The 21,613-nt window shown below is 68.1% G+C and carries 14 protein-coding genes; 9 read left to right on the forward strand and 5 right to left on the reverse strand.

Going from position 1 to position 21,613, the window contains the following annotated elements; genetic code table 11:
* Positions 1–308: 308 nt before the first annotated feature.
* Positions 309–515 carry a hypothetical protein gene (locus AB0D14_RS43080; protein ID WP_362790442.1) on the forward strand — a complete coding sequence of 69 codons (207 nt, stop codon included), beginning with the start codon at positions 309–311 and terminating at the stop codon, positions 513–515.
* Positions 516–569: 54 nt separating this feature from the next.
* On the forward strand, positions 570–893 hold the full coding sequence (locus AB0D14_RS43085; protein WP_362790444.1) for a hypothetical protein: 324 nt from the start codon (positions 570–572) through the stop codon (positions 891–893).
* Positions 894–1,100: 207 nt separating this feature from the next.
* Here the strand turns inward: AB0D14_RS43085 and AB0D14_RS43090 are convergent, their stop codons facing one another.
* Positions 1,101–4,313: a family 78 glycoside hydrolase catalytic domain gene (locus tag AB0D14_RS43090; protein ID WP_362790447.1), complete on the reverse strand. Its 3,213-nt coding sequence runs from the start codon at positions 4,311–4,313 to the stop codon at positions 1,101–1,103.
* Between the two features lie 414 nt (positions 4,314–4,727).
* Here AB0D14_RS43090 and AB0D14_RS43095 point away from each other — a divergent pair, with 414 nt between their 5' ends.
* The 3 genes from AB0D14_RS43095 to AB0D14_RS43105 all read left to right on the forward strand — a co-directional run bounded on the left by AB0D14_RS43095 (position 4,728) and on the right by AB0D14_RS43105 (position 10,206).
* Entirely contained in the window at positions 4,728–5,915 is a 1,188-nt protein-coding gene (locus tag AB0D14_RS43095; protein ID WP_362790449.1) for a LacI family DNA-binding transcriptional regulator, read from the forward strand.
* Between the two features lie 173 nt (positions 5,916–6,088).
* Entirely contained in the window at positions 6,089–7,393 is a 1,305-nt protein-coding gene (locus AB0D14_RS43100) for an MFS transporter (protein ID WP_362790452.1), read from the forward strand.
* Positions 7,390–10,206, forward strand: coding sequence for a family 78 glycoside hydrolase catalytic domain (locus AB0D14_RS43105; protein WP_362790455.1), 2,817 nt, complete (start codon positions 7,390–7,392; stop codon positions 10,204–10,206). Before AB0D14_RS43100 ends, AB0D14_RS43105 begins: the two co-directional genes overlap by 4 nt.
* A 46-nt stretch (positions 10,207–10,252) precedes the next feature.
* On the opposite strand, the gene AB0D14_RS43110 is transcribed toward AB0D14_RS43105, so the two are convergent.
* From AB0D14_RS43110 to AB0D14_RS43125, 4 genes are all read right to left on the reverse strand, one after another.
* Entirely contained in the window at positions 10,253–13,291 is a 3,039-nt protein-coding gene (locus tag AB0D14_RS43110; protein WP_362790478.1) for a family 78 glycoside hydrolase catalytic domain, read from the reverse strand.
* 172 nt (positions 13,292–13,463) lie between these two features.
* Positions 13,464–14,726: an extracellular solute-binding protein gene (locus tag AB0D14_RS43115; RefSeq protein WP_362790458.1), complete on the reverse strand. Its 1,263-nt coding sequence runs from the start codon at positions 14,724–14,726 to the stop codon at positions 13,464–13,466.
* A 31-nt stretch (positions 14,727–14,757) separates the two neighbouring features.
* Positions 14,758–15,579 (reverse strand): carbohydrate ABC transporter permease, encoded by an 822-nt coding sequence (locus AB0D14_RS43120; RefSeq protein ID WP_362790461.1) that lies wholly within the window; start codon positions 15,577–15,579, stop codon positions 14,758–14,760.
* Positions 15,576–16,523, reverse strand: a complete 948-nt coding sequence (locus AB0D14_RS43125) for a sugar ABC transporter permease (protein ID WP_362790464.1) — start codon at positions 16,521–16,523, stop codon at positions 15,576–15,578. Before AB0D14_RS43125 ends, AB0D14_RS43120 begins: the two co-directional genes overlap by 4 nt.
* Before the next feature lie 327 nt (positions 16,524–16,850).
* On the opposite strand from AB0D14_RS43125, the gene AB0D14_RS43130 reads away from it, so the two are divergent.
* The 4 genes from AB0D14_RS43130 to AB0D14_RS43145 all read left to right on the forward strand — a co-directional run bounded on the left by AB0D14_RS43130 (position 16,851) and on the right by AB0D14_RS43145 (position 21,252).
* Complete coding sequence (locus tag AB0D14_RS43130; RefSeq protein ID WP_362790467.1) at positions 16,851–17,888, forward strand: LacI family DNA-binding transcriptional regulator; 1,038 nt, start codon at positions 16,851–16,853, stop codon at positions 17,886–17,888.
* 173 nt (positions 17,889–18,061) lie between these two features.
* Entirely contained in the window at positions 18,062–19,210 is a 1,149-nt protein-coding gene (locus tag AB0D14_RS43135; RefSeq protein WP_362790470.1) for an extracellular solute-binding protein, read from the forward strand.
* A 192-nt stretch (positions 19,211–19,402) separates the two neighbouring features.
* On the forward strand, positions 19,403–20,596 hold the full coding sequence (locus tag AB0D14_RS43140) for a sensor histidine kinase (protein WP_362790473.1): 1,194 nt from the start codon (positions 19,403–19,405) through the stop codon (positions 20,594–20,596).
* Positions 20,593–21,252 (forward strand): response regulator transcription factor, encoded by a 660-nt coding sequence (locus tag AB0D14_RS43145; protein ID WP_362790476.1) that lies wholly within the window; start codon positions 20,593–20,595, stop codon positions 21,250–21,252. Before AB0D14_RS43140 ends, AB0D14_RS43145 begins: the two co-directional genes overlap by 4 nt.
* Positions 21,253–21,613 lie beyond the last annotated feature (361 nt).

Below are 21,613 nucleotides of genomic sequence, written 5' to 3' on the forward strand. Positions count from 1 at the left end.
CGACTCTTGGGGCCCGCTTGAGCCGGATGCGGGGACGACCCGCACGTCCGGTTCTGAGGGGGCCGGGGTACGGCAACGTACCCCGGCTACCCGACCGGGGCGGACGCCCCCAAGCGCCCGCAGCCTGACACCGCCTGGCGGCCAGTGGATCAAAACCCTCGGAACACGCCGTCGTCATCGACGGCACCGCCGAACTCCTCGAAGTCCATGTTCGCGCCCGAGAGGTTGTTCTCGATGCTCCACAACTCGGCTGTCACAACGCGGACGCAACGCCCACGCTCACCCCGCCTGTCCACCACGAGGAGCGGTTGTTCAGCCGAGGCGACAGCTATGAAGTCCGCCAGGACAAGAAGTGGATGCTGGTACTCCGCAGGGATCAGGTCGAGGGCCTGGTCGGGGGTCAAACCCTCGTACTGCCGATCATCGTGAAAGACAGGGACTACACCGTCTCCGGCAACCAGCTCACGCTGACGGCCGCCGCCCTCACCGAGCTCGCCGGCGACCGGGCGTACTGAGTCAACGCGACGCTGGAGGCCAGGTTCTCCCGCGGCGTCCCGTGGCGGATCGACGTGATCACCTACGACACCCCGGTCCTGTCGAGCGCCTCCGGAAACACCAGCGGCCTGACCACCCCCACCCAGGTCCGCGGTGACCAGATGGAAGCCAAGTATGACGACGGAAGCAACGCGGGTCCGGCGAGCTGGACCTCCTACCAGCAGTGGGACACCGCCTTCACCGCGTATACCGGCGACTCCATCAAGCTGACCGCCGACTTCGTCAACTCCCTGAAGGACGGCTCCCGGGTGACACTCACCTTCCACTTCTGGAGCGGCGCCTCCGCGACCTACTACGTCACCAAGACGGGAAGCACTGCGACCGGCACAACCGCCTGACCTCGCAGTTATCACTTTCCTGCAGTCACCCATGGACACCGACCGGGACTGGACGCGGCGGGTCAACGCACGCGTCATCGCCGGCTGAACGCGACCGTGCCGCAGCAGGGCGGGGCCTGCGACAGGGGGAGCCCACACCTTCCTGTCGCCCTCGCCCTGGCTGCGCGTCCATGGCCGGGACGTAAGGTCGGGGTGGGCTCCGCGCACCTAGGCTGGAGGCCGCGTGTCGCGGGCGGTGAAGGCGTAGGCGCCTGACCGGACGCTGTACACCGCCCGGTCCCCTTCCATACGCTCGAACTTCGCCCCGTCGGGGACGGTCTGAGGCTTTCCACCGCCAGTCGGCACCCAGACCTCCGCCGTAGTGTTCGGGGGCACGTCAACCCTGAGTCGAAAGACGCCGCTCTTTCGCGTCCATTCCGTGGATACCTCGCCGTACGGTGTGCGGTAGGCGCCCTCTACGTGCGTGAGCCCGCCCACCGGCCTTGGATCGATGACGAGTTGGCGATAACCCACACCTCCACGGGGCTGGCGTATGCCTGCCAGGCCGCTGTGGAACCACTCCTCGATCTGGAGAAGGATCATGTGGTTCTTCGAGGCGCCCATGTCCCAGTTCTCGGGGATGGTGGTCAGTCCGCCCGGGTTGGCCGTAGTGGGAGCCATGAAGTAGCCGTAGCTGGGTCGGGTGTCCTCCTGGAGTACGTCCCACAGGACGTCGTCGCGGCCGCCTTCGTGCAGAACCCTGACGATGGGAGCCATCCCGATGGTGCCCCCGCTGAAGTGGGGTCCTCCTCCGAACGGCTGGTGGGCGTAGACCAGTTCGACCAACGCGTCGAAGACCTTCTTACGCTCACTCCCGGGTACCAGCCCCTCGTCGAGGGCCAGAGCTTGCGCGGCCTGTGTCGCTCCGGCACTGCCCTGGTTGCCCGTCGCCGTGTAGCGACCGAGAGAACTGTTGTAGAAGGCGTCGTTAAAGGCGTTCTTGATGTTGGTGGCGAGGCTGCGGTATTCGGCGGCGTCGGCCGGGCGTCCGATCAGTTCGGCCATGCGGGCCATCCGGTCGGCCACCTGGTGATAGCCCCAGGTCCCGGTGATCCGGCCGGAGGTCTGCTCACTGGAGATCCAGTCCGCCAGTGCGGCGTCCACGATGTAGGCGTCCGCGCCGGTGCCGGCCTTCTTGGTGCGGATGTAGGTGAGGAAGGCCTGCATCTGGGGGTAGTAGCGGGCCATCGTCTGGGCGTCGCCGTACGTCTCGTACAGGAACCACGGCGTCAGGACGATGCCGTTGCCCCAGTTGATCTCGTCACCGAAGCGGCCTGTATAACCCCAGTCGTACACAGGCGCTTTGAGCGCGACGTTGCCGATGTTGTCGCCCGCCACCGACTGGCCCTCCGCCAGATGGCGTTGCATGGTGCGCAGATAGGCGGCGTAGCCGAAGGTGCGGTGCAGCGAGCTGAAGGGCTGCAGGTAGTCGGCCGGGTAGGCGAGCTTTTCGCGGCCGGGACAGTCCGTGAAGGTCGACATGACATTGCTCATGATCGAATAACGGGACATGCGGTGGATCCGGTTGATCCGCTCGTTCGACGTCCGTATGGACCCGGCAGCCGGCACGTCCGCGTGAATCTGCAGGCCGGTGACCGTGTCCCGGGTGGGGATGTATCCCTCGGGCAGGCCGGTCACCTGGACCCACTGCATGCCGAAGTAGTGGAACTGTGGGTGCCAGGTCTCGCCGCGGGCTCCGCCGTGAGTGGTGTAGGCGGCGAAGATGTCGGTTCCTCGGGCAGCGCCGCCACCCCTGATGGATGTCTGGTCGACCGTGCCGTCCTCGTTCAACGACTCGGCGGGGTGCAGCTTCACGGTGGTTCCGGCCGACACCCGGTGGTCGAGGTCGAGCTGGGGCCAGCCTGCGAAGTTCTGCCCGAAGTCGAAGACCCAGACGCCGGGTTGGGGCTGCTTGACGCTGACGGGACGCAGTGTGTCGACGATCCTGAGCGGCTCGGCGTTTCGCCAGACCAGTTCGGTCGTCAGATTGGGGGGCGGGGCGATGCCGGCACTGGTCCACCCCATGGCGCTGCCGTCGCGGCGCTTGGCCGACTTGCCCAGCTCCGCTCCCGGGGCCGTCCAGGCGTGCTGCTCTCGCCGGGCGTCGTAGTCGGATCCGGAGTACCAGTTGGCCGTGGTTGTCGCACCGAGGGCTGTCTTCCACGAACGGTCACTGATGATGGTCTGGACGGTTCCGTCGGCCTTTGTCAGTTCCAGGCGGGCGATGAGCCGCGGAGTGACAGCGGCGCCTGCGCTGGGGTCGGTACTGGCGAGCGAGTTGCCCGACCCGGAGACGGCCGCGCCGTCGGCGTGGTCCGAGGAGAGAGCAGGTTTGAACGAGATGCCGCTACCGTCGGCGCCCGCGGTGCCCACCGCGGTGATCGTCCTCGGTTCCAGTCGTTCTCCGCTGTCGCCGGTGTCAATGTTGACGGTGCCTCCGACGTGGAAGTTGGCGACACTGCTCACTTTGACGGCGGTGGCGCCCCTGGCTGCGGCGCCGACCAGGCTGCCGGTGCCCTTGAACTGGCTCTGCCACCAGCTGTACGGGGCGGTTCGGCCGGTCGCGGTGTTGGTCACGGACCGTGTCACCAGTGCCGTGCCGTGGCCCAGCTCGATGCCGACGGTGTTGTTGCCGGTTTTCACGAGGTGCGTGACGTCGTAGGCCCGGTACTCCACAGACAACTGGTAGTTGGAGTTGCCCGGAGCGAGCACCTCGTCGGTGACCGGTTCGTCGTTGAGCCGGGCTACGTGGAGACCTACGCCGGACACATACAGCCTGGCTCGGGTGACGCGTCCTCCGCGCTCGTTCACCCGGAACGCCCGAGCGAAAACGGGCAGCGGCTGGTCGACGGCACGCCCGGCGTACTCGATCCATCGGGCCGCGCCCCAGTCGGCGCGCTGGAGGAGCCCCATTTCCCACGACGCCGAGCGGCTCCAGGTCGTCGCGCCTGCCTTGGACCCCCAAACCCGCACCTGCCACACGACGCGGTCACGTGAGCGGAGGACGGGACCTCGCCAGGAGACATCGGTCTGGGTGTCGGAGCGGACCTTGCCGCTGTCCCACAACAGACGCCCCGAGTCGAGCTCCCGTTCCGTACGCGCCGCACGGATCTGATAGGCGGTCTGGACCCACTCGTCCTCGGCCTGGACGACCTTCCAGCTCAGTCGTGGAGCGGGGTTGTCGACACCGAGCGGATGGTCCACACGGCCGTCAACGGCGAGGCCCACGACCAGAGTTCTCTCACTTCCGCCCTGCTGCCGGGCATGGGCATTCTGCACGGGAAGTCCGGGAGCCACGGGGAGGGCCAGTCCTACCGCGGATGCGGCCATGGTGCCGACAACCCGTCTGCGGCTGGGGGAGCCGTTCGGTTCCTCTGACATACGAAGTCTCCTCATAGGTTCTGCGTTCACGCGCGGGACAACTGCGTCCAGACGGCCCTGGGGCGGAAGGGGAGGAACCGCCCAGGGCCTTTCAAGCCGGCTCGCCGCCGGCCCCCGGGGCGAGCAGGCATGCACCCTCCGGGGCAACGGCAACAACTTGAATCGTTTCAATAGTGAAGCGCAAAAAGATATTGAGTTTGGACGTGGGTGACCATCCGCGCTCTGGCCACTCGCGCACACCGCCAAGCGCGCCCCGCAAGGAACAGCGGGCCTGTGCCTGAAGTGGGTAACGTTTCCCACTATGTGTGCCAGACCCTAGAGTTACAGCCATGTGACGTCAAGCACTCGCCCTCGCACAGTCCGCCGGCACTCAGGCCCCTGAGGCATGTTCTGCGGCACGCACGCCTCAGGCTCGTGCAGGCCCGGCGCCGCCGCACGTCAGCACTCGAACGAGGCCGCTCCGGCGGCCCTCGGGCCTGTCGGACGGACCGGTCGAGACGCCGGGACAACCCGGACTACGATGGCCGCAGGGGCCACTACGGGGCATGGGCAGAGCCGGGAGTTTCGCTGAACAAGGTCACGATTCGGGACGTCGCCGAACTTGCGCAGGTGTCCCAGTCCACGGTGTCGAACTACTTCCACAAGCCCCGCAAGCTTTCAGATGTCACCAGGGAGCGGATCCGGCAAGCGGTGGAAACGCTCGGGTTCGTACCCAACGACGCGGCACGCATGCTGCGTACCGGGGCGAGTCCGGTCATCGGTTATGTCGCGTTCGAGCTCGCGAGCGCCACCACCCCGCAGATCGCAACCGCCATCGAGCAGCATGTGGCCGCCGAGGGCATGTACCTGCTGATGGCCAATGACACGGGATCGCGGCAGCGGGAGCGGGAGTATCTGCAGCTCTTCGAGCAGCAGCGGGTGGCGGGGATCATCATCGCGCCCGTCGGCGACGTGGAGGACGAGCTGGCACGTCTACGGCAACGCGGCATTGCCAGTGTGTTGAGTGCTCGACGCGCGTTCTCGCCCTTCCAGGCATCGGCGTCGATCGACCATGTCACCGGCGCCCGCCTCGCGGTCCAGCACCTCGTCGGCCTCGGCCGCCGAAGGATCGGATTCGTCGCCTCCTCCCTGGATCTCCAGCAGATCGCCGACCGGCAGCGCGGAGCACTGTCCGTGATCGAGAAGGTGCCGGACGCCACCCTGGAACTCATCTCCGTCCCCGAACGCACAGTGGAAGCGGGGCTCGCCTGCGCCGAGCGCCTCGCCCGGCGCGATGCCGCCGACCGGCCGGATGCGCTGTTCTGCGCCAACGACCTGCTCGCCATCGGCATCATCCAGTCCCTGGTGGCGGGCCGACGCGTCCGCGTACCCGAGGACATCGCGGTGGTGGGCTATGACGACATCGAGTTCGCCCAGTCGACCATCGTCCCGCTGACCACAGTGCGCACGCCGCACGCGCAGCTGGGAGCAGCCGCGGTGAAGCTGCTGTTCGACGAAATCTCGGCGTTGCGCGACCCAGAAGGCGCAGAAGCCGGGCGGACGGCGCCTCGGATCGAGTTCGCACCCGAACTCGTGGTCCGCGACTCCACCAGCGGAACCTGACACGGCAGACTTCGCACGGCAAGACACTCGCAGGTTCGATTGAATCGATTTACCTTTTACCTGCCAACCCCTTGACTGTTCTACGTGCACTCATGGTCCCATGTCTGCGTCGATGGTAAATCGTATTACCATCTGTGCCCGATCAGGGCAGCAGGTGAAGAACGGAGAACCTGATGGCGGATCCGACGAAGACGTCACCGCAGCTCGACCGCAGGCACTGGATGCTGGCCGTGGCCGCCGGCATGGCATCGTTCCTCGACTCGGGAGCGATCATCTCGGTCGGCCTCGGTCTCGCTCTCTGGAAGGAGAGCTTCGGCCTGAGTGTCTGGACCGTCGGTGTACTGGGATCAGCGCTGACCCTCTTCATCGCGGTCGGAGCGCTGACCGGCGGACGGATCGCCGACCTCGTCGGGCGCGGCCGGGTGTTCTCCCTGACCATCCTCCTGTACGCCGCGGCCGCACTGGCCGTGGCCTGCGCCCCCAACTCCGCCGTACTGGTCGCCGGGGTCATCGTGATCGGTGTCGCCGCCGGAGCTGACCTGCCGACCTCGATCGCCGTGCTGACCGAGAGGGCGCCCGACGGCACTCAGGGGAGGCTGGTGGCCTTCACCCATGTGATGTGGACCGCGGGAGTGGTCGTGACCACGCTGCTGGGCTTCGCCGTGGCCGGGCTGGGCACGTTCGGCATCCGGCTGATCTTCGTGATCCTGTCCGTACTCGCCGTCGCGACCTTCGCGTTCCGCGCCTTCTATCCGGCGTTTCGCGATCTGGAGGCCGAGGCCGAGGAGCGTCACACTGCGGGAGGTGTCGATCCCTCCCAGGCGCTGCCCCTGCGCGCGCTGTTCCGCGAGCGGAACTTCGCCGTCATGATCACCACTACCGCGCTGTTCTATCTGTTCTTCACCCTGGTCGCCAACACCTTCGGTTCCTTCAAGACCTACTTCCTGGTCACGGTCGGGGACACATCCCAGTCCACGGCGACCGCTCTCTCCTTCCTCACCACGCTCATCGGGCTGGTCGGCACCATCGTGTTCACCCGCATCGCCGACACGAAATGGCGCAGCCGCTTCTTCGCCGCCGGTGTCGTGGTGTTCACCTCGTGCCAGCTGCTGATCGCCATCACGGGCGGCAACGTTCTGCCGGCCATGATCGCCGCGCTGGTCCTTTACAACATCGGGTTCCCGTTCGTCGGCGAAGCGCTCTACAAGATCTGGACCCAGGAGTCGTTCCCGGTCAACGCACGCGCGACGGTGCAGGGCGCCACGATGGCCGTGGCACGCTTCGCCGCCGCCGGTTTCGCCCTGGTCACGCCCGCCCTGATCGACTGGAGCCCGGCCGGCCTCTACTACTTGCTCACCCTCTTCGCTCTCGTCTCGGGAACCATCGGCATGCTGATCATCCGTCGCTTCCGCACCGCTCAAGAGGACTCCGTCGCGTCGTGCGTCCTGCCCACCTCCGTCGCGGGAGACGCCCGATGACCGCCCAGGAAGCCGCCGTGCACGTCAACTCCGTTCGCGTCGGTTGGACCGACGAAACCTTCGTGCCGAACTCCCGCCCCCCGCTGACCTGGAAGACCGCTACCGGGCTGCCGTCGTGGATCCAGCGGACGGCCGACATCTCGATCACACGTGGCGGAGTGACCAGCACCGCGTCGGTCGACGGACCGGATTCGGTGCTCGTGGACTGGCCTTTCGAGCCCCTCGCTCCCGGAGAGACCGCCCTCGTACGGGTACGGGTCCACGGCACTGAGGGGTCGAAGTCCCCCTGGAGCGACGGCACCCGGGTCACGTCCGGTTTCCTTCCCCCCGGCGCCTGGCGGGCCCGCTTCGTCGGCTCCGGTGCGGAGGAGCCCCACCTGTTGCGGGGCTCGTTCCATGTGCGGGGCGCGGTCCACCGTGCTCTGCTGCACTCCACCGCGTTCGGCGCCTACGACATCCACGTCAACGAGGCCACAGTCGACGACGCGGAGCTGAAGCCCGGCTGGACGAGCTACCAGTGGCGTCTCCACCTCGACGTCGCGGACGTCACCGAACACATCCGCCCCGGCCCGAACTCGCTGGGCATCGTCCTCACCGGCGGCTGGTACACCGAACGGTTCGGCTTCCGGGATGCCGCGCGGCGCTTCTACGAGGGCGCTCCCGCTGCGGCCGCCCAGCTGACGCTGGAATACGAGGACGGCTCCATGGACACCGTCGTCACCGACGAGGGATGGCGCTGGTCTCGGGGGCCAGTGGTGTCCGCAAGTCTCTACCAGGGCGAGACCTATGACGCCCGGTTGGCCGTACCCGGATGGTCGGCACCGTCGTTCGACGCGTCGGCCTGGGCTCCGGTCGAGCTGGTCGCCGTACCGGATGTCACTCCGACGATGCGTAGCCTGCCTCCGGTCCGGGTCGTCGAGGAGCTGCCGGTCGAGCGTGTCCTGACCACGCCGAGCGGCAGGACCATCCTCGACTTCGGCCAGAATCTTGTCGGCCGGGTCCGCATCCGGGTCCGGGGCGAGCGAGGACACACCGTGACGCTGCGGCACGCGGAGGTGCTGGAGCACGGAGAGCTCGGCACCCGGCCACTGCGCAATGCCGCCGCCACCGACCACTACGTGCTCAGCGGGGCAGGGGACGAGGTGTGGGAGCCCAAGTGGACCTTCCACGGCTTCCGTTACGTCCAGGTGGACGACTGGCCGGGGGTACTCGCCGCTGGTGACGTGTCGGCGTCCGTCGTCCACACCGACATGCCGCGCAGAGGCGGATTCGTCACCTCGCACACGCTCCTGCAGCGGTTCCACGACAACGTCGTCTGGGGTATGCGCGGCAACTTCCTCTCCGTTCCGACCGACTGTCCGCAGCGTGACGAGCGCTTGGGCTGGACGGGAGACATGCAGGTCTTCGCCCCGGCCGCGGCGTTCCTGTATGACTGCGACGCCTTCCTGCGCTCCTGGCTGGACGACGTGATGCTGGAGCAGCGAGCCGCGGACGGAGTGGTGCCGATGGTCGTCCCGGCCGTGATTCCCCAGGTACCGGGGCTGTTCCAGCCGGTCGCGGCCTGGGGCGACGCCATCACGGTCGTACCGGATGTCCTGTGGGAGCGCTTCGGCGACCGGGACGTCCTTGAACGCTGCTTCGAGGCGATGGCTGCGTGGGTCGACGTCGTGCGGTCCCGGGCGGACGGCACGCTGTTGTGGGAGGAAGGGCTGCAGTTCGGTGACTGGCTGGACCCGGACGCGCCACCGGAACGCCCGGGGGACGCCAAGACCGACGCCGGCATCGTGGCCACCGCCTACTTCTTCCGTTCGGCGGACCTGACGGCCAAGGCGGCCGCCCTGCTCGGCCGGGACGCCGACGCCCGCCGTTACGCCGACCTGGCCGCACGCATCGCCGACGCCTTCCGCAGCGCCTACGTGACACCACGGGGGCGCATGATGTCCGACGCGCCGACCGCCTACGCCCTGGCGATCGTCTTCGGCCTGGCCAAGGACAGTCAGCGCCAGGCACTGGGCGACCGCCTCAAGGATCTCGTCCGCTCGGCCGGCTACCGCATCACCACCGGCTTCGTCGGCACACCCATCGTCTGCGAGGCGCTGACCTCCACCGGCCACACGGACGCGGCCTCAAGGCTGCTCACCCAGACCGAATGCCCCTCCTGGCTGTACCCGGTCACCATGGGCGCGACCACCGTGTGGGAACGCTGGGACTCGATGCTCGACGACGGCTCGATCAACCCGGGCCAGATGACCTCGTTCAACCACTACGCCCTGGGCGCCGTGGCCGACTGGCTCCACCGGCAGGTCGCCGGACTCGCTCCGCTGGAACCGGCCTATCGCGTCATCCGCATCTCCCCCACCCTGCTCAATGACCTCGACGACGCCTCGGCATGGCACGAGACGCCGTACGGACGAGCCTGCGCCGGCTGGCGCCGTGAGGGCAGCAGGGTGCACTTCCACGCGCGGATACCGCCGAACACGCGTGGCGTGGTGGACCTGCCCTCCGGTGCCCACTACGAGATCGGCAGCGGCACGCACAAGTGGGTGGAGGAGCACGCGCGGCCCGCCGTCTCCCGGGACCGGCTGACCCTCGGCACCAGCCTCGCCACGATCATCGACGATCAACAGGCATACCAGGCCGTGCTGGACGCCATCCGCGGCATCGACGAGTCCCGCGCGGACAACTTCCGCCGGACCACCCGGTGGAGGGCGGGCCGAGCACTTCGGGAGCCCTTGGACAAGGCGCCCCTGGAGGTCCTGGCAGCGGTCGAAAAGGCACTGGCTGCCCTGCCGGGCAGCGACGACCGCTCCTGAGTCCCCGGCCCCGCCCGCCGGAACCGGGCGGGGCCGGGGACCGACGTCAACGCACCGTACTGGTCAAGGAGTAGTGACCTGACGGCAGCTGAAACGAGGCGGTGCCGTCCGCGTGCCCGAGCAGTCGCACGCCCTCCGCGCCGGCCAGCGGGGTTCGCCCTTCGCGGACGGAGTCGGCAGAGACAGCCGGGAGGCGCAGAGTCGCCCGGCTGTTCGCCGGAACGGTCGCGTCGTAGGCGAGGGTTCCGCCGCCCTGGATCCTCCACTCACTTCGTATCTCGCCGTACGGCGAGGCATACGTAGCCGAGACGTGCCTGATCCTCCCCGTGGAATCGATCTGCGGCTGCAGGAGGAAGCGTTTGAAGCCGGGGCTGTCCGGGTCCCGGGCGATGCCGGCCATGTAGGCGTATATCCACTCCATGACGGCGCCATAGGCATAGTGGTTGAAGGAGTTCATGCTGACCGGGCCGAAGCCGTCGTTCTCGGAGTAGGAGTTCCAGCGCTCCCAGACGGTGGTGGAGCCGTTCTTCACCGAGAAGAGCCAGGAGGGCAGCGCGTCCTGGTGCAGCAACTGGTACGCCACGTCCGCGCGGCCCTCGTCTGTGAGGACGGGGGCGAGGACGTTGACGCCGAGGAAGCCCACGGACAGCGTGTTCTCGGCGTACTTGACCCGGCTGCTGTTCGGGTGTGCCGCCTTGTAGGCGGCGTCGTTGCCGATGTTGTCCGCGAGCAGCCCGACGAGGGTGCGGCGCTGGGCCTCGGTGTCGTAGAAGCGGAGCTTCAGCACCCACAGCAGCGCTGTCTGGCTGTTGTCCTCGGTCTTCTGGTTCGGGTCGGCGCCTGGTTCGATCGGGGAGGCTTCGCCGAGACTGGACTTCACCGTGACCGTGTCGCCGTCGGCGCTGAGGTACTTCCTGACGAACGCCTTCTTGATGCCGGCGAGGAGCCGCTCATAGGTCACGGCCTCCGTACGTCGGCCGACGGCTCGGGCCATCCGTGCCATGAGCTGGGCGGAATAGCCGTAGTAGACGTCGCTCATGAGCTGGGCGCTCGTCTTCTGCGGAGCGAGCCAGTCGCCGGTGAGGGAACCCTGCCCGGCGTAGGTGTCGCCGGTCTGCTGCCTGATCCAGTCGAGGTAGCGGGTCATCGCCGGCCAGTTGCGTTCGACGACGGCCGGGTCACCGGTCATCTGCCACAGGGTCCACGGGAGGATGACCCCGCAGTCCGCCCAACCGCTGCCCCCGCCCGGGAAGTTGTACCGCCCACCTGGAGCAACGCCGGTGAACTGGTCCTTGTCCATGCCGTAGATGGTCTGGGAGTCGACGACGGTGTCCTGGAAATGGTTGAGGAAGGGGCCGGCGTCCACGTTGTACAGGCCGGTAGTGGCGAAGACCTGGGTGTCGCCGGTCCAGCCGAGACGCTCGTCGCGCTGCGGGCAGTCGGTGGGCACCCAGAGGTAGTTGCCACGCTGGCCCCAGCGGATGTTGCTGATCAGCTGGTTGGTGTCCGGATCGTTCGTGGTGACGGAGCCGACTTCACGGATCGCGGAGGTGGCGACCTTTCCGGTCAGGCCGGTGATCGTGACCGTGTCGGTGGTGGTGACGGACGCGTAGCGGAAGCCGTAGAAGGTGAGGGAGTCCTGGTGGGTCTCCCCGTTGCGGTCGCCCTTGAGGATGTAGGTGCTGGTGGCCTTGGCGCTGCGGAGGTTGGCCCGGTAGAGGGAGCCTTCCGGGCCGTCCGCGCCGGCGCTGCTGTCGTTGAGCATCTCGCCGAACTGAAAGGTGACTTGGGTGTCGGCCGGGCCGCGCAGGCTGTAGCGGGGGACGCCGACCATGTTCTGGCCCAGGTCGAAGACCGCGGTGTCGCCGGCGCCGATGGTGACCGGGGCGGAGGCCGCCCGGTGCGGGTCGGTCACCGTCCGGTGGGGGTCCACGACGATGCGGCCCTTACCGCCCGGGCTGCCGTCCTGTCCGGTCACCCCTGTGGCGACGGTGACCGACTGGGGCCGACGGTCCCAGCAGCTCATCAGCCGGGCGGTTTCGGCCGGGTATGCGAGCAGGTGCGCGTCCGGATATTCGGTCTCGAAGGGGATGCGTTCCGTGTCGGACCAGTCGGCGTCGTCGAATCCCGCGGACGTCCAGCCCGGCAGTTCCCTGCGGGCGTCGTAGGTCTGGCCGTCGTAGATGTCGTCGGCCAGGTAGGGGCCGACGTCGGTGGCCTTCCACGAGCCGTCCGGCCGGGTGACGACGGACTGCGTCGTCCCGTTGGTGTAGCGGATCAGTAGCCGGGCCTTGAGGGCGAGGGGGTTGCCGTTCCTGGAGTAGTAGGTGCTGCCGTCGGAGATACGGCCGTTGTACCAGCCGTTGCCGAGGACGGCCGCCAGGGTCACGGCCTTCTCGCGCCCCACGAGGTCCGTGACGTCGTAGGTGAGGTAGTTGACGCGCGTGTCGTAGTTGGTCCAGCCGGGTGGCAGCAGCTCGATGGTGGTGTCGCTGTCCTGCGGGACGGTCACGTGGTGCCCGCTGACGTAGGCGTCGTAGACCCCGAGGGCGGAGACGTACAGCCGCGCCTCGCGGACGCGGGCTCTGGTGTTCAGCGGTGCCTGGGTCCGCAGCATCGGTGCACCGGGCGAGCCGGGTGCCTTTCCCTTCATCCCGATCCACTGCGCGCCGTCCCAGCCGGTGACGCCGTCGGTGCTCATCAGGCCCGTCTCGAAGGAGGCTACGGGTCCGGTGCCGACCAGGCGGTCGTCGGTGTCCCAGACAGTGACAGTCCAGTAATAGCGGGTCGAGGGCTTGAGGGGCTTGCCCTTGTAGCGGACGGCCACGGACTCGGAGGAGCGGACGCGACCGCTGCACCACATGTCCGCGCGGGCACGAGTCAGTCTGCCCGGCGAGCCGGCCACGAGGATCTCGTAGGTGCCCTGGCTCCGGCCGCGCCCAGCGGACCGCATGCGCCAGCCCAAGCGGGGGTGCGCGGCGTCCACCCCCAGAGGGTCGGTGCGGTGTTCCGCGGTCAGTCCGTACACTGCGCCATCCTCCACGGGACGAGTCGATGCGGCGTGCGCGGTCGTGCCGCCGCCCATCACGCCTGCCACTACCGGCACCGCGCCGGCGGTCGCCGCGAGTACGGTTCGGCGGCGAGGCCCGGTCTGCTCACTGCCCGCATCGCCGTTCCCCTGGTTCTCGGGCACAGCAACATCTGCGCCGAATGCTTCATTGCTCACACCGTCGTCCCTTCGGTTGTCGGCACGGAGCTCAGGAGCCGGCTTCGTAGTCGGTGTCCATCTCCTTGAGGAGCTTCTCGGGCGTGGACTGCCCGCTGAAGATCTCCTGGAGACCGCTGAGCATGTTCTGCTGCACCTTGGCGTTGGGCCAGAGCTGGTCCATGAACGGCACGGTTCGGTCGGCCTTGATGAACATCGAGAGTTCGGTCAGCGACGGGTCGACCTGGTAGCCCGTGTCCGGGAGGGAAGGCAGGCCGCCCTGCTTCTTGGCGAACATGTTCATACCCTTGGGCGACATCACGAAGTTCACGAACTTCAGCGCCAGGTCCTCGTTCTTCGCCTTGGCGTTGACGCCGTATCCGGCGCCCGCCGCGGCGGGTACGAGGGTCTCGGACGGGTCGTCGGTGGCCGGTAGGGCCTTGAGTGTGAACGTACCCTTCGGGTTCTTCTGCTTGAGGAGTGCGATCACCCAGTTGCCCTGGATGATGCCGAGCGTCTTGCCGGTGGCGGCGAGTTGCTGGCTGGCCTCGTAGTTGGTGCCCAGCGGGTTCTTCTGGAAGCAGCCGGTCTTCTGCATCGTCAGGTACTTGTCCAGGGCGGTGGTCCACGGCGACTTGGCGAAGGTGGCCTCGCCCGCTTGCATCTTCTTGTCGAAGTCGCGGTCCGGACCGTAGACGGTCGTGGAGACCAGGGCGTACTGCACGAGCTGGGTCACCCAGTTGTCCTGGTTCCCCAGCGCGAACGCGGGCGTTCCCTTCGCCTTGGCGGCCCGGCAGAAGGCCAGCAACTTCGTCCAGGTGTCCGGCGGAGTAAGTCCGGCCTCGTCCAGGACTTGCCGGTTGTAGACCGCGCCGATGCCGTTCTGCCCGAAGACCGCGTTGTAGGTCTTCCCCTCGTACTGGGCGACGCTTTTGATCGCTTCGGGCATCTTGGCAGCCCAGGGCTGATCCGACAGATCACGCAAGTAGCCCGGCTTGGCCAGGACATGGGTGGCGGCGGGGTTCCCGTTACCCGGCCACACCGACATCACGTCGGGTGCGGTGCCCGAGGACAACTGGGTGCGGATCTGCTGCTGGTACTGATCGGCGCCGCTGGTGGTGTAGCGGACCTTGACGCCCGGGTTGGCCTTCTCGAAGGCCTTGACGACGTTCTCGACGGAGCCCTGGTCGACCGAGGCCAGCGTCAGCGTCTTGGCACCGCCGCCGGAGTCGGCCTTGGTGCCGCCGCTGCAGGCTGCCAGGAGGGTGGCGGCGGTTGTCGCGGCCACCAGAGCCGTGAGTGCGCGTGTCTTCATGATGTCTCCTTTGAGGAGAGGAAGGCGGGTGTCATCCCCGCAGCCCTCCGGCGAAGCCGTTGATGATGCTGCGTTGCAGGACGAAGTAGACGAGCAGGACGGGCAAGATGCTGATCACCAGTGCGGCGAAGATGAGGTTCCAGTCGGTGACGTACTGGCCGACGAAGCCGGCGATGGCCACCGGCATGGTCTGCTGGGCGCTGCCGCTCAGGTACAGCAGCGGGGTGAAGAAGTCATTCCACACGGCGACCGTGTTGAGCACGAGAGCGGTCACGGTGATGGGCTTGAGCATCGGCAGGACGACGTACCGGAACCCCTGGAGCGGGGTACAGCCGTCGATCAGCGCGGCGTCCTCGAAGTCCCGGGGCAGAGCGCGCAGGAATCCGACGTAGAGGAAGACGGTGAACGGTACCTGCAGTCCTGAGTAGAAGAGGACCAGCGCCCAGGGGGTGCCGAGCAGGCCGAGATCGCGCATGGTCTGGTACAGCGGGAGGGAGGCGAGCTGGAAGGGCAGCACGAGTCCGAGGAGGACGACCAGGTAGGTACCGCGTGACCAGCGGGCGGTGATGCGGGCCAGCGGGTATGCGGCGAGGGAGGAGACGGCCAGCACGATGACGACGCTGCACACGGTCACCAGCACACTGTTCGCCAGTGCCCCGCCGAGCCCGCCCTGCTGCCAGGCGTGGGTGAAGTTCTCCAGGGTCGGCGAACTGGTCGGGCTGATGGGGGACGACGTGTCCGACGCCGGTCGTACGGCGAGGTTGACCAGGACGTACACCGGGAAGCCGACGACCAGTGCGACGCCGATCATCACGAGCTCCAGCGCCAGGGTCCGGGGGCGGTAGCGGCTCAAGACGCGGCCCTTTCGCTGCGGGACAGCACGAGGTACTGACCGGTGGACGCGACGGCCACGATGATCGTCAGGACCACCGCGAGGGCGATGCTGTAGCCGAACTCGCCGAGGGTGAAGGCGTCTTTGTAGATGAGGGTCGACAGGGTGTCGGTCGCATGTCCGGGTCCGCCGCCGGTCAACGCGTACACCTGGTCGAAGAGTTTGATCCCGCCGATGATCGACAGCATCAGGTTGATGGTGAAGGCCGGGGCCAGCAGCGGCCTGGTCACCGACCAGAAGCGCCGCACGGGACCGGCTCCGTCGAGCGCCGCCGCCTCGTGGACCTCCTGGGGCACCGACTGCAGTCCCGCCAGGAAGATGACCATCGAATAGCCCGCGAACTGCCACACGATCACTCCGACGATTGCCCAGAGCGCCAGGTCGGGGTTGCCCAGCCAGTCCTGCCGCCATGCGCCGAGCCCTACGGTCCCGAGCAGGCTGTTGACGGCCCCTTCCGGGCCGAGCAGGTTGCGCCACAGGTAGGCGGTCACGATCGGGGTGATCACGGCGGGGGCGAACAGGAACACTCTGAGGAGGTTGCGGGACCTGATGGCCGAGTTCACGCCGAGTGCCAGCAGGAGCCCCACCGCGTTCTGCACGATCGTGATCGCCACGGCGATCAGCACGGTGTGCCAGATGGCCTGGATCGCGTCGGCGTCATGGAACATGTCGGCGAAGTTGCCCAGGCCCACGAGCGAGTAGTGGGGATCGAGGCCGTCCCAGTCCGTGAAGGCGTAGTACACACCCCGAGCGCTCGGCACGAGAACGACGAAGGCGAACAGCAGCAGCGCCGGGGCCATGAACCACCAGGGCGGAGTGGTGCGCGCACGGCGGGGCACGGCCGCCGAGACGGGATCCGACGGATGGCCGCGATCCGGAAGTTGCTCGTTCGGGGCGAGGGCCACTGGCGGACCTGCTTTCTTGAAACGTTTCAGTCGCTTCCCGGCGAAGGGATACGGCACATCCGGGGATCGAGGCACCTGCCGGGTTCTGGTTGTGGCGCACGGACGACGCGAGGGACGCGGCCCGACTGGCAAATTGGGTAACGTTTCCCACGGGTGGTGCCAGACCTTAGAGAGCCCTTTGAGTGACGTCAAGATGCCGCGCACGCTGCACGATTGTTACGGGGCTACGCTCCGGAGGCCCACCGGCCGCGTGATCGATCCTTCCGAGCCAGGAGATATCTCCGTACACTTTCCGCCAACGTTGCCCACCGCGTCGGAGGAAACTGCATGGAGCCACCCGCACCGCCCCGTCGCGTCACGATCGTCGATGTCGCCCGTCATGCCCAGGTGTCCACCACGGCCGTGTCCAAGGTGCTGCGCAACGCCTACGGAGCCAGCCCGCAGATGCAGGCGAAAGTGCGACGCGCGATCGACGAACTGGGTTACCGTCCGCTCGCGGCGGCCAGGGGGCTGCGCGGGCAGACGTACACCATCGGCGTGATGCTGCCCGACATCCGCAACCCCTTCTTCCCCGAGATCCTCGACGGCATAACCGGCTGCCTGGAGGAGACCGACTACCAGGTCCTCATGGGCCCGGGCTGCAACGGGGAGAAGGCGGAGGCCCGCGTCACCGAGGCCATGATCGACCGTGGCATGGACGGTCTCGTCCTGGTCGCCCCCGTGTCGTCGCGCGCCCACCTCGAACATGTCGCCTCCGTCGTGCCGACCGTGGTCGTCGGCCGCCACGGGCACTCCCCCGCGTACGACAGCGTCACCGACGACGACGTAGCGGGCGCGACCCTGGTCGTCGGCCACCTCGCCGCACTCGGGCACCGCCGGATCGCCCATATCGAGCACCACGAGACCGACCCGACACGCATCGCCGAGATGCCCAACGCCCAGCGCGCAGACGGCTATCGGCGAGCCATGCGCAACCTCGGTCTGGACGAGGAGATCGATGTCGTCTCCACCAGCTACACCCAGCAGGGCGGATACGAAGGCATGAAGGGATTGCTCACGCGTCCCCACAGACCTACGGCCGTCTTCGCCGGCGCGGACTTCGCCGCCATGGGCGTACTGGAGGCGCTCACCGAAGCCGGGCTGTCGGTGCCCGGTGACATCTCGGTGGCGGGCTACGACAACACGACCTTCGCCGCGCTCGGCCCGATCTCCCTGACAAGCGTCGACCAGGCCGGCCGTGAGATCGGAGCGAACGCCGCCCGTCTCCTCCTGGAGCGAATCGCGGACCGCGGCAAGCCGTCCGTCCAGGTCAAGCTCTCCCCCGCACTCGTGCCACGCCGCACCACAGCTCCACCGCCGACATAGGCCGACGGCTGAGATCTCACAGGCGTTCAACCGTTCGGTTGAACGCGGTTTCCACCCTCGGTCGGCTCATCGATCCGTACGGACGACGCGGCGGCCAACTCCCCCGCACCACAATGACGATCACCCATCACCCCTGGGCCCTTCACGCCACCCCCCATCAGAGAGGCCCCACCGTGTCCAGCTTCCTCAGCCGACGACGTGTCCTCACCACCGGGGCCGGCGCCGCCCTCGGCCTCGGCGCGGCCGGCGCCCCCGCGACCTCCGCCTCGGCATCCCCGGCCACTGCCTCTCGGCGCGCAACCGGGCGCGAGGAGAGTCGAACGCTCGACGAGCTCTACCGGGCTGCCCTCAAGGAGGGCGGGAAGCTCGTTGTCTACGCAGGCGGCGACACCCCGACCCAGCAGGACGGCACCAAGGCGGCCTTCAAGGCACGCTTCCCGGACATCGACCTGACCCTGATCGTCGACTACAGCAAGTACCACGACGTCCGCGTCGACAACCAGTTCGCCACCAACACGCTCGTCCCCGACGTCGTACAGCTGCAGACCCTGCAGGACTTCGTCCGCTGGAACCGACAGGGCCGCCTGCTGCATTACAAGCCCGCCGGATTCTCGAAGGTGTACGACGCGTTCAAGGACCCGCAGGGCGCATGGGTGGCCACCGGAGCGATCGCCTTCAGCTTCATGTACGGCACGGCGGCCGTGGGCTCGGACGCGCCACGCAACCCGCTCGACCTGATCGACCCGAAGTGGAAGGGGAAGATCGCCTCCTCGTATCCGCACGACGACGACGCCGTCCTCTACCTCTACGCGCTCTACGCCCAGAAGTACGGCTGGGAGTGGGTGGCCAAGCTCGCCGCCCAGGACGTGCGGTTCGCGCGCGGCAGCAACTCGCCGGGAGATGCCGTCTTCGCCGGGCAGAAGGCGATCGGCATCGGCACTGCGGGCTCGGCGGTCCCCTCGTTGTCTTCTCCCGCGAAGTTCGTGATCGCCGACGGACACCCGTTCATGAGCTGGGGCCAGCGCATGGCCATCCTCAAGCAGGCCAGGAACTCCACGGCCGCCAAGCTGTTCCTCAACTGGCAGCTGTCCGCCGAGTCGCAGCAGAACTCCTTCAACGGCTGGTCGGTGCGCACCGACATCACTCCCCCGGCCGGCCTGAAGCCACTCTGGGAGTACCCCGACGCGCACCTGGACGGCTTCCCGAAGTTCATGGCAGACCGCGCCGAGGTCGAGCGCTGGAAGCAGACCTTCGCCCTGTACTTCGGCGAGGTCAAGGGCGACCCCACGCCCGGCAGCCTCGGACTGCACCCGGGAGCCTGACCAACGGTGCGGCCGCCGGCACCCGCTCCCCCGCTACACAAACCGGCGGCCCCACTCCTCACATCGGCCCTACAACCAGCGGCTAGACTCGGCCGCCCCGACGGATCATTCTCCAGGGGGCTTGCCGTGTCCGACCCGGGCTCCGCCCACCCGCCACCGGCGACCCGTGCCAGTCGCTTCGCTCCCAGACACATGGCTCACCTCGTGTTCTTCCTCGTCGTCGGTGCGGCGCTGGTTCGACTGGCTCGTCTGAACATCGCGCTGTGCTGGGACATCGTGACCGTCAGCGCGCTGCTCGCCCTGACGTACGCGACAGGGCTGGCCCTGTGGAACCGCCTGGGCGCCCTCGCCCGGCATGCCTGGGTGGCGGCCATGCTCCTGCTGTGGGCGCTGCTCGTGGTCCTCACTCCACCGCCCCTGACCGGTGCCTACGTCTGGTGCGCGGTGCCACTGGCCTGCGCGGCACTCCGCGCGCTCGGACGCCGTACGGCGGCGGCCACGATGGCTGCCATCACTCTCGTACTGATCGGTCAACTCAGCCGGAGCGCGGGCGGTTTCGACGCGGAGATGGTCTTGATCCCGGTGGCGGCCGTGTGGGGCACGGCGGCCCTGTATCAGGCGCAACAGCGCGCTGCCGGGGAACGCCAGCGCCTGGTGGAGGAACTTCGCGGCACGCGTGACGTGCTGGCACAGGAACAGCGGCGGGCCGGTGTGCTGGGCGAGCGCGAGCGCATCGCGCGTGACCTGCATGACACGCTCGCCCAGGAACTGTCCGGCAGCCTGATGCTGTTGCAGGCCGCCGAGCGGGACTGGGAGGAACGGCCAGTTGTGGCGCGTACCCGTGTGCGCGCGGTCGCCGACGGTCTGGACGTGAGTCTCGCGGAGACCCGGCGGATGATCAGGGACCTCACGCCCTCCGCGGTCGCCGAGGAAGGCTTGGAGGGATCCCTGCGGCTGCTGTGCACCGGCGCGCAACAGAACGGTACGGCGACGGGCGTCCGGTTCCGCTCGACGGGGACCCACCGACCCGACCTGGACGAGCAAGCCGCCACCACCCTGTTCCGGGTGGCACAGAGCATGCTGGCCAACGTGCGTGAGCACGCCCGGGCAAAGACCCTGCTCGTGACGCTGCACCATGGCGCGGGCCGCATCGAGCTGGATGTGCGCGACGACGGGGTCGGCTTCGACCTCACCCACTCCGGCCGCATGCCTCCCACGGGCCGTGGCTTCGGTCTTCCGGCGGCCCGGGCGCGGCTGCGGGAGTGCGGCGGCGAACTCACCGTCGACAGCTCACCGGAGCGGGGCACCCGCATCCGGGCCACCGTTCCCGCCCGGCCACACTCCGGTTCGCTGCTGCCCGCGAGCCATGCGACGGCGGTCCGATGACCGCGCACCCACTTCGCCTGCTGATCGCCGACGATCATGCCGTCGTACGGGCCGGGCTGCGTGCCCTTCTGGAGGGCGAGCCTGACCTCGAGGTGGTCGCGGAGGCGGCAAGCGGGGAGGAGGCTGTCCGCCTCTGCGTGGCTCTCGCCCCCGCCGTCGTCCTCATGGACCTGCGATTCGAGGGCACGGACCGCGGCAACCGTGCGGGCGACGGCGTCGAAGCGGTCCGCTCGTTGGCCGTCGAAGCTCCGGGAGTGCCCGTGGTGATGCTGACCAGCTATTCCGGGCGCGCCGACGTCGTAAGAGCACTGGAGGCCGGCGCTCGCGGCTATGTGCTCAAGGCCGGGCCGCCCGAGGACCTCTTCCGGGCCGTACGCAGCGCTGCGGTGGGCGGCATGGGGCTCGCGCCGGAGATCGTCGGTGACCTCGTCGGCCAAGCCGCCACTCCCGCATCGGAGTTGACCCGCCGCGAGCGGGAAGTCGTCCAGCTGATGGCCGACGGCCACACCAACCGCGCCATCGCCGACTCCCTGTACCTCAGCGAGGCGACGATCAAAACACACCTGGTGCGGATCTACCGCAAGCTCGGCGTCGACAACAGAGCGGCGGCGCTCTCCGAGGCGATCCGCCGGGGCCTGCTGGAACTCAGGCGCTAGGGCGTGTTTCGAAAGTAGCGTCGTCCGCCCGGAGGGCGGGTCCGGCGGCGTCAGGTGCGTGCTCTCGGCGTGCCGGGCGTAGACCCTCGTACTGGACGTACTTGGGTCTGCGCCCGGTGCGCCGAGTGGGGGCACCTCCCACGCCCTTAAGGCAGTGGGGGAGCGTGCATGGCGTCGCCGGGCAGACGGGACTTTCGAAACACGCCCTAGGGAGCGTATTTGGTTGTGATCAAGGGGTGGCTCGTGTGAGGTCCTTGATCCAGATTATCGAGGCGCGAAGGTGGAGGCCGGCGAGGTAGCTTCCCGGGGTCTTGTCGTAGCGGGTTGCGATTCCCCGCCATGCCTTCATTCTGTTGATCGC

The sequence above is a fragment of the Streptomyces sp. NPDC048484 genome (genome assembly GCF_040651415.1).
Taxonomy (GTDB): Bacteria; Actinomycetota; Actinomycetes; order Streptomycetales; family Streptomycetaceae; genus Streptomyces.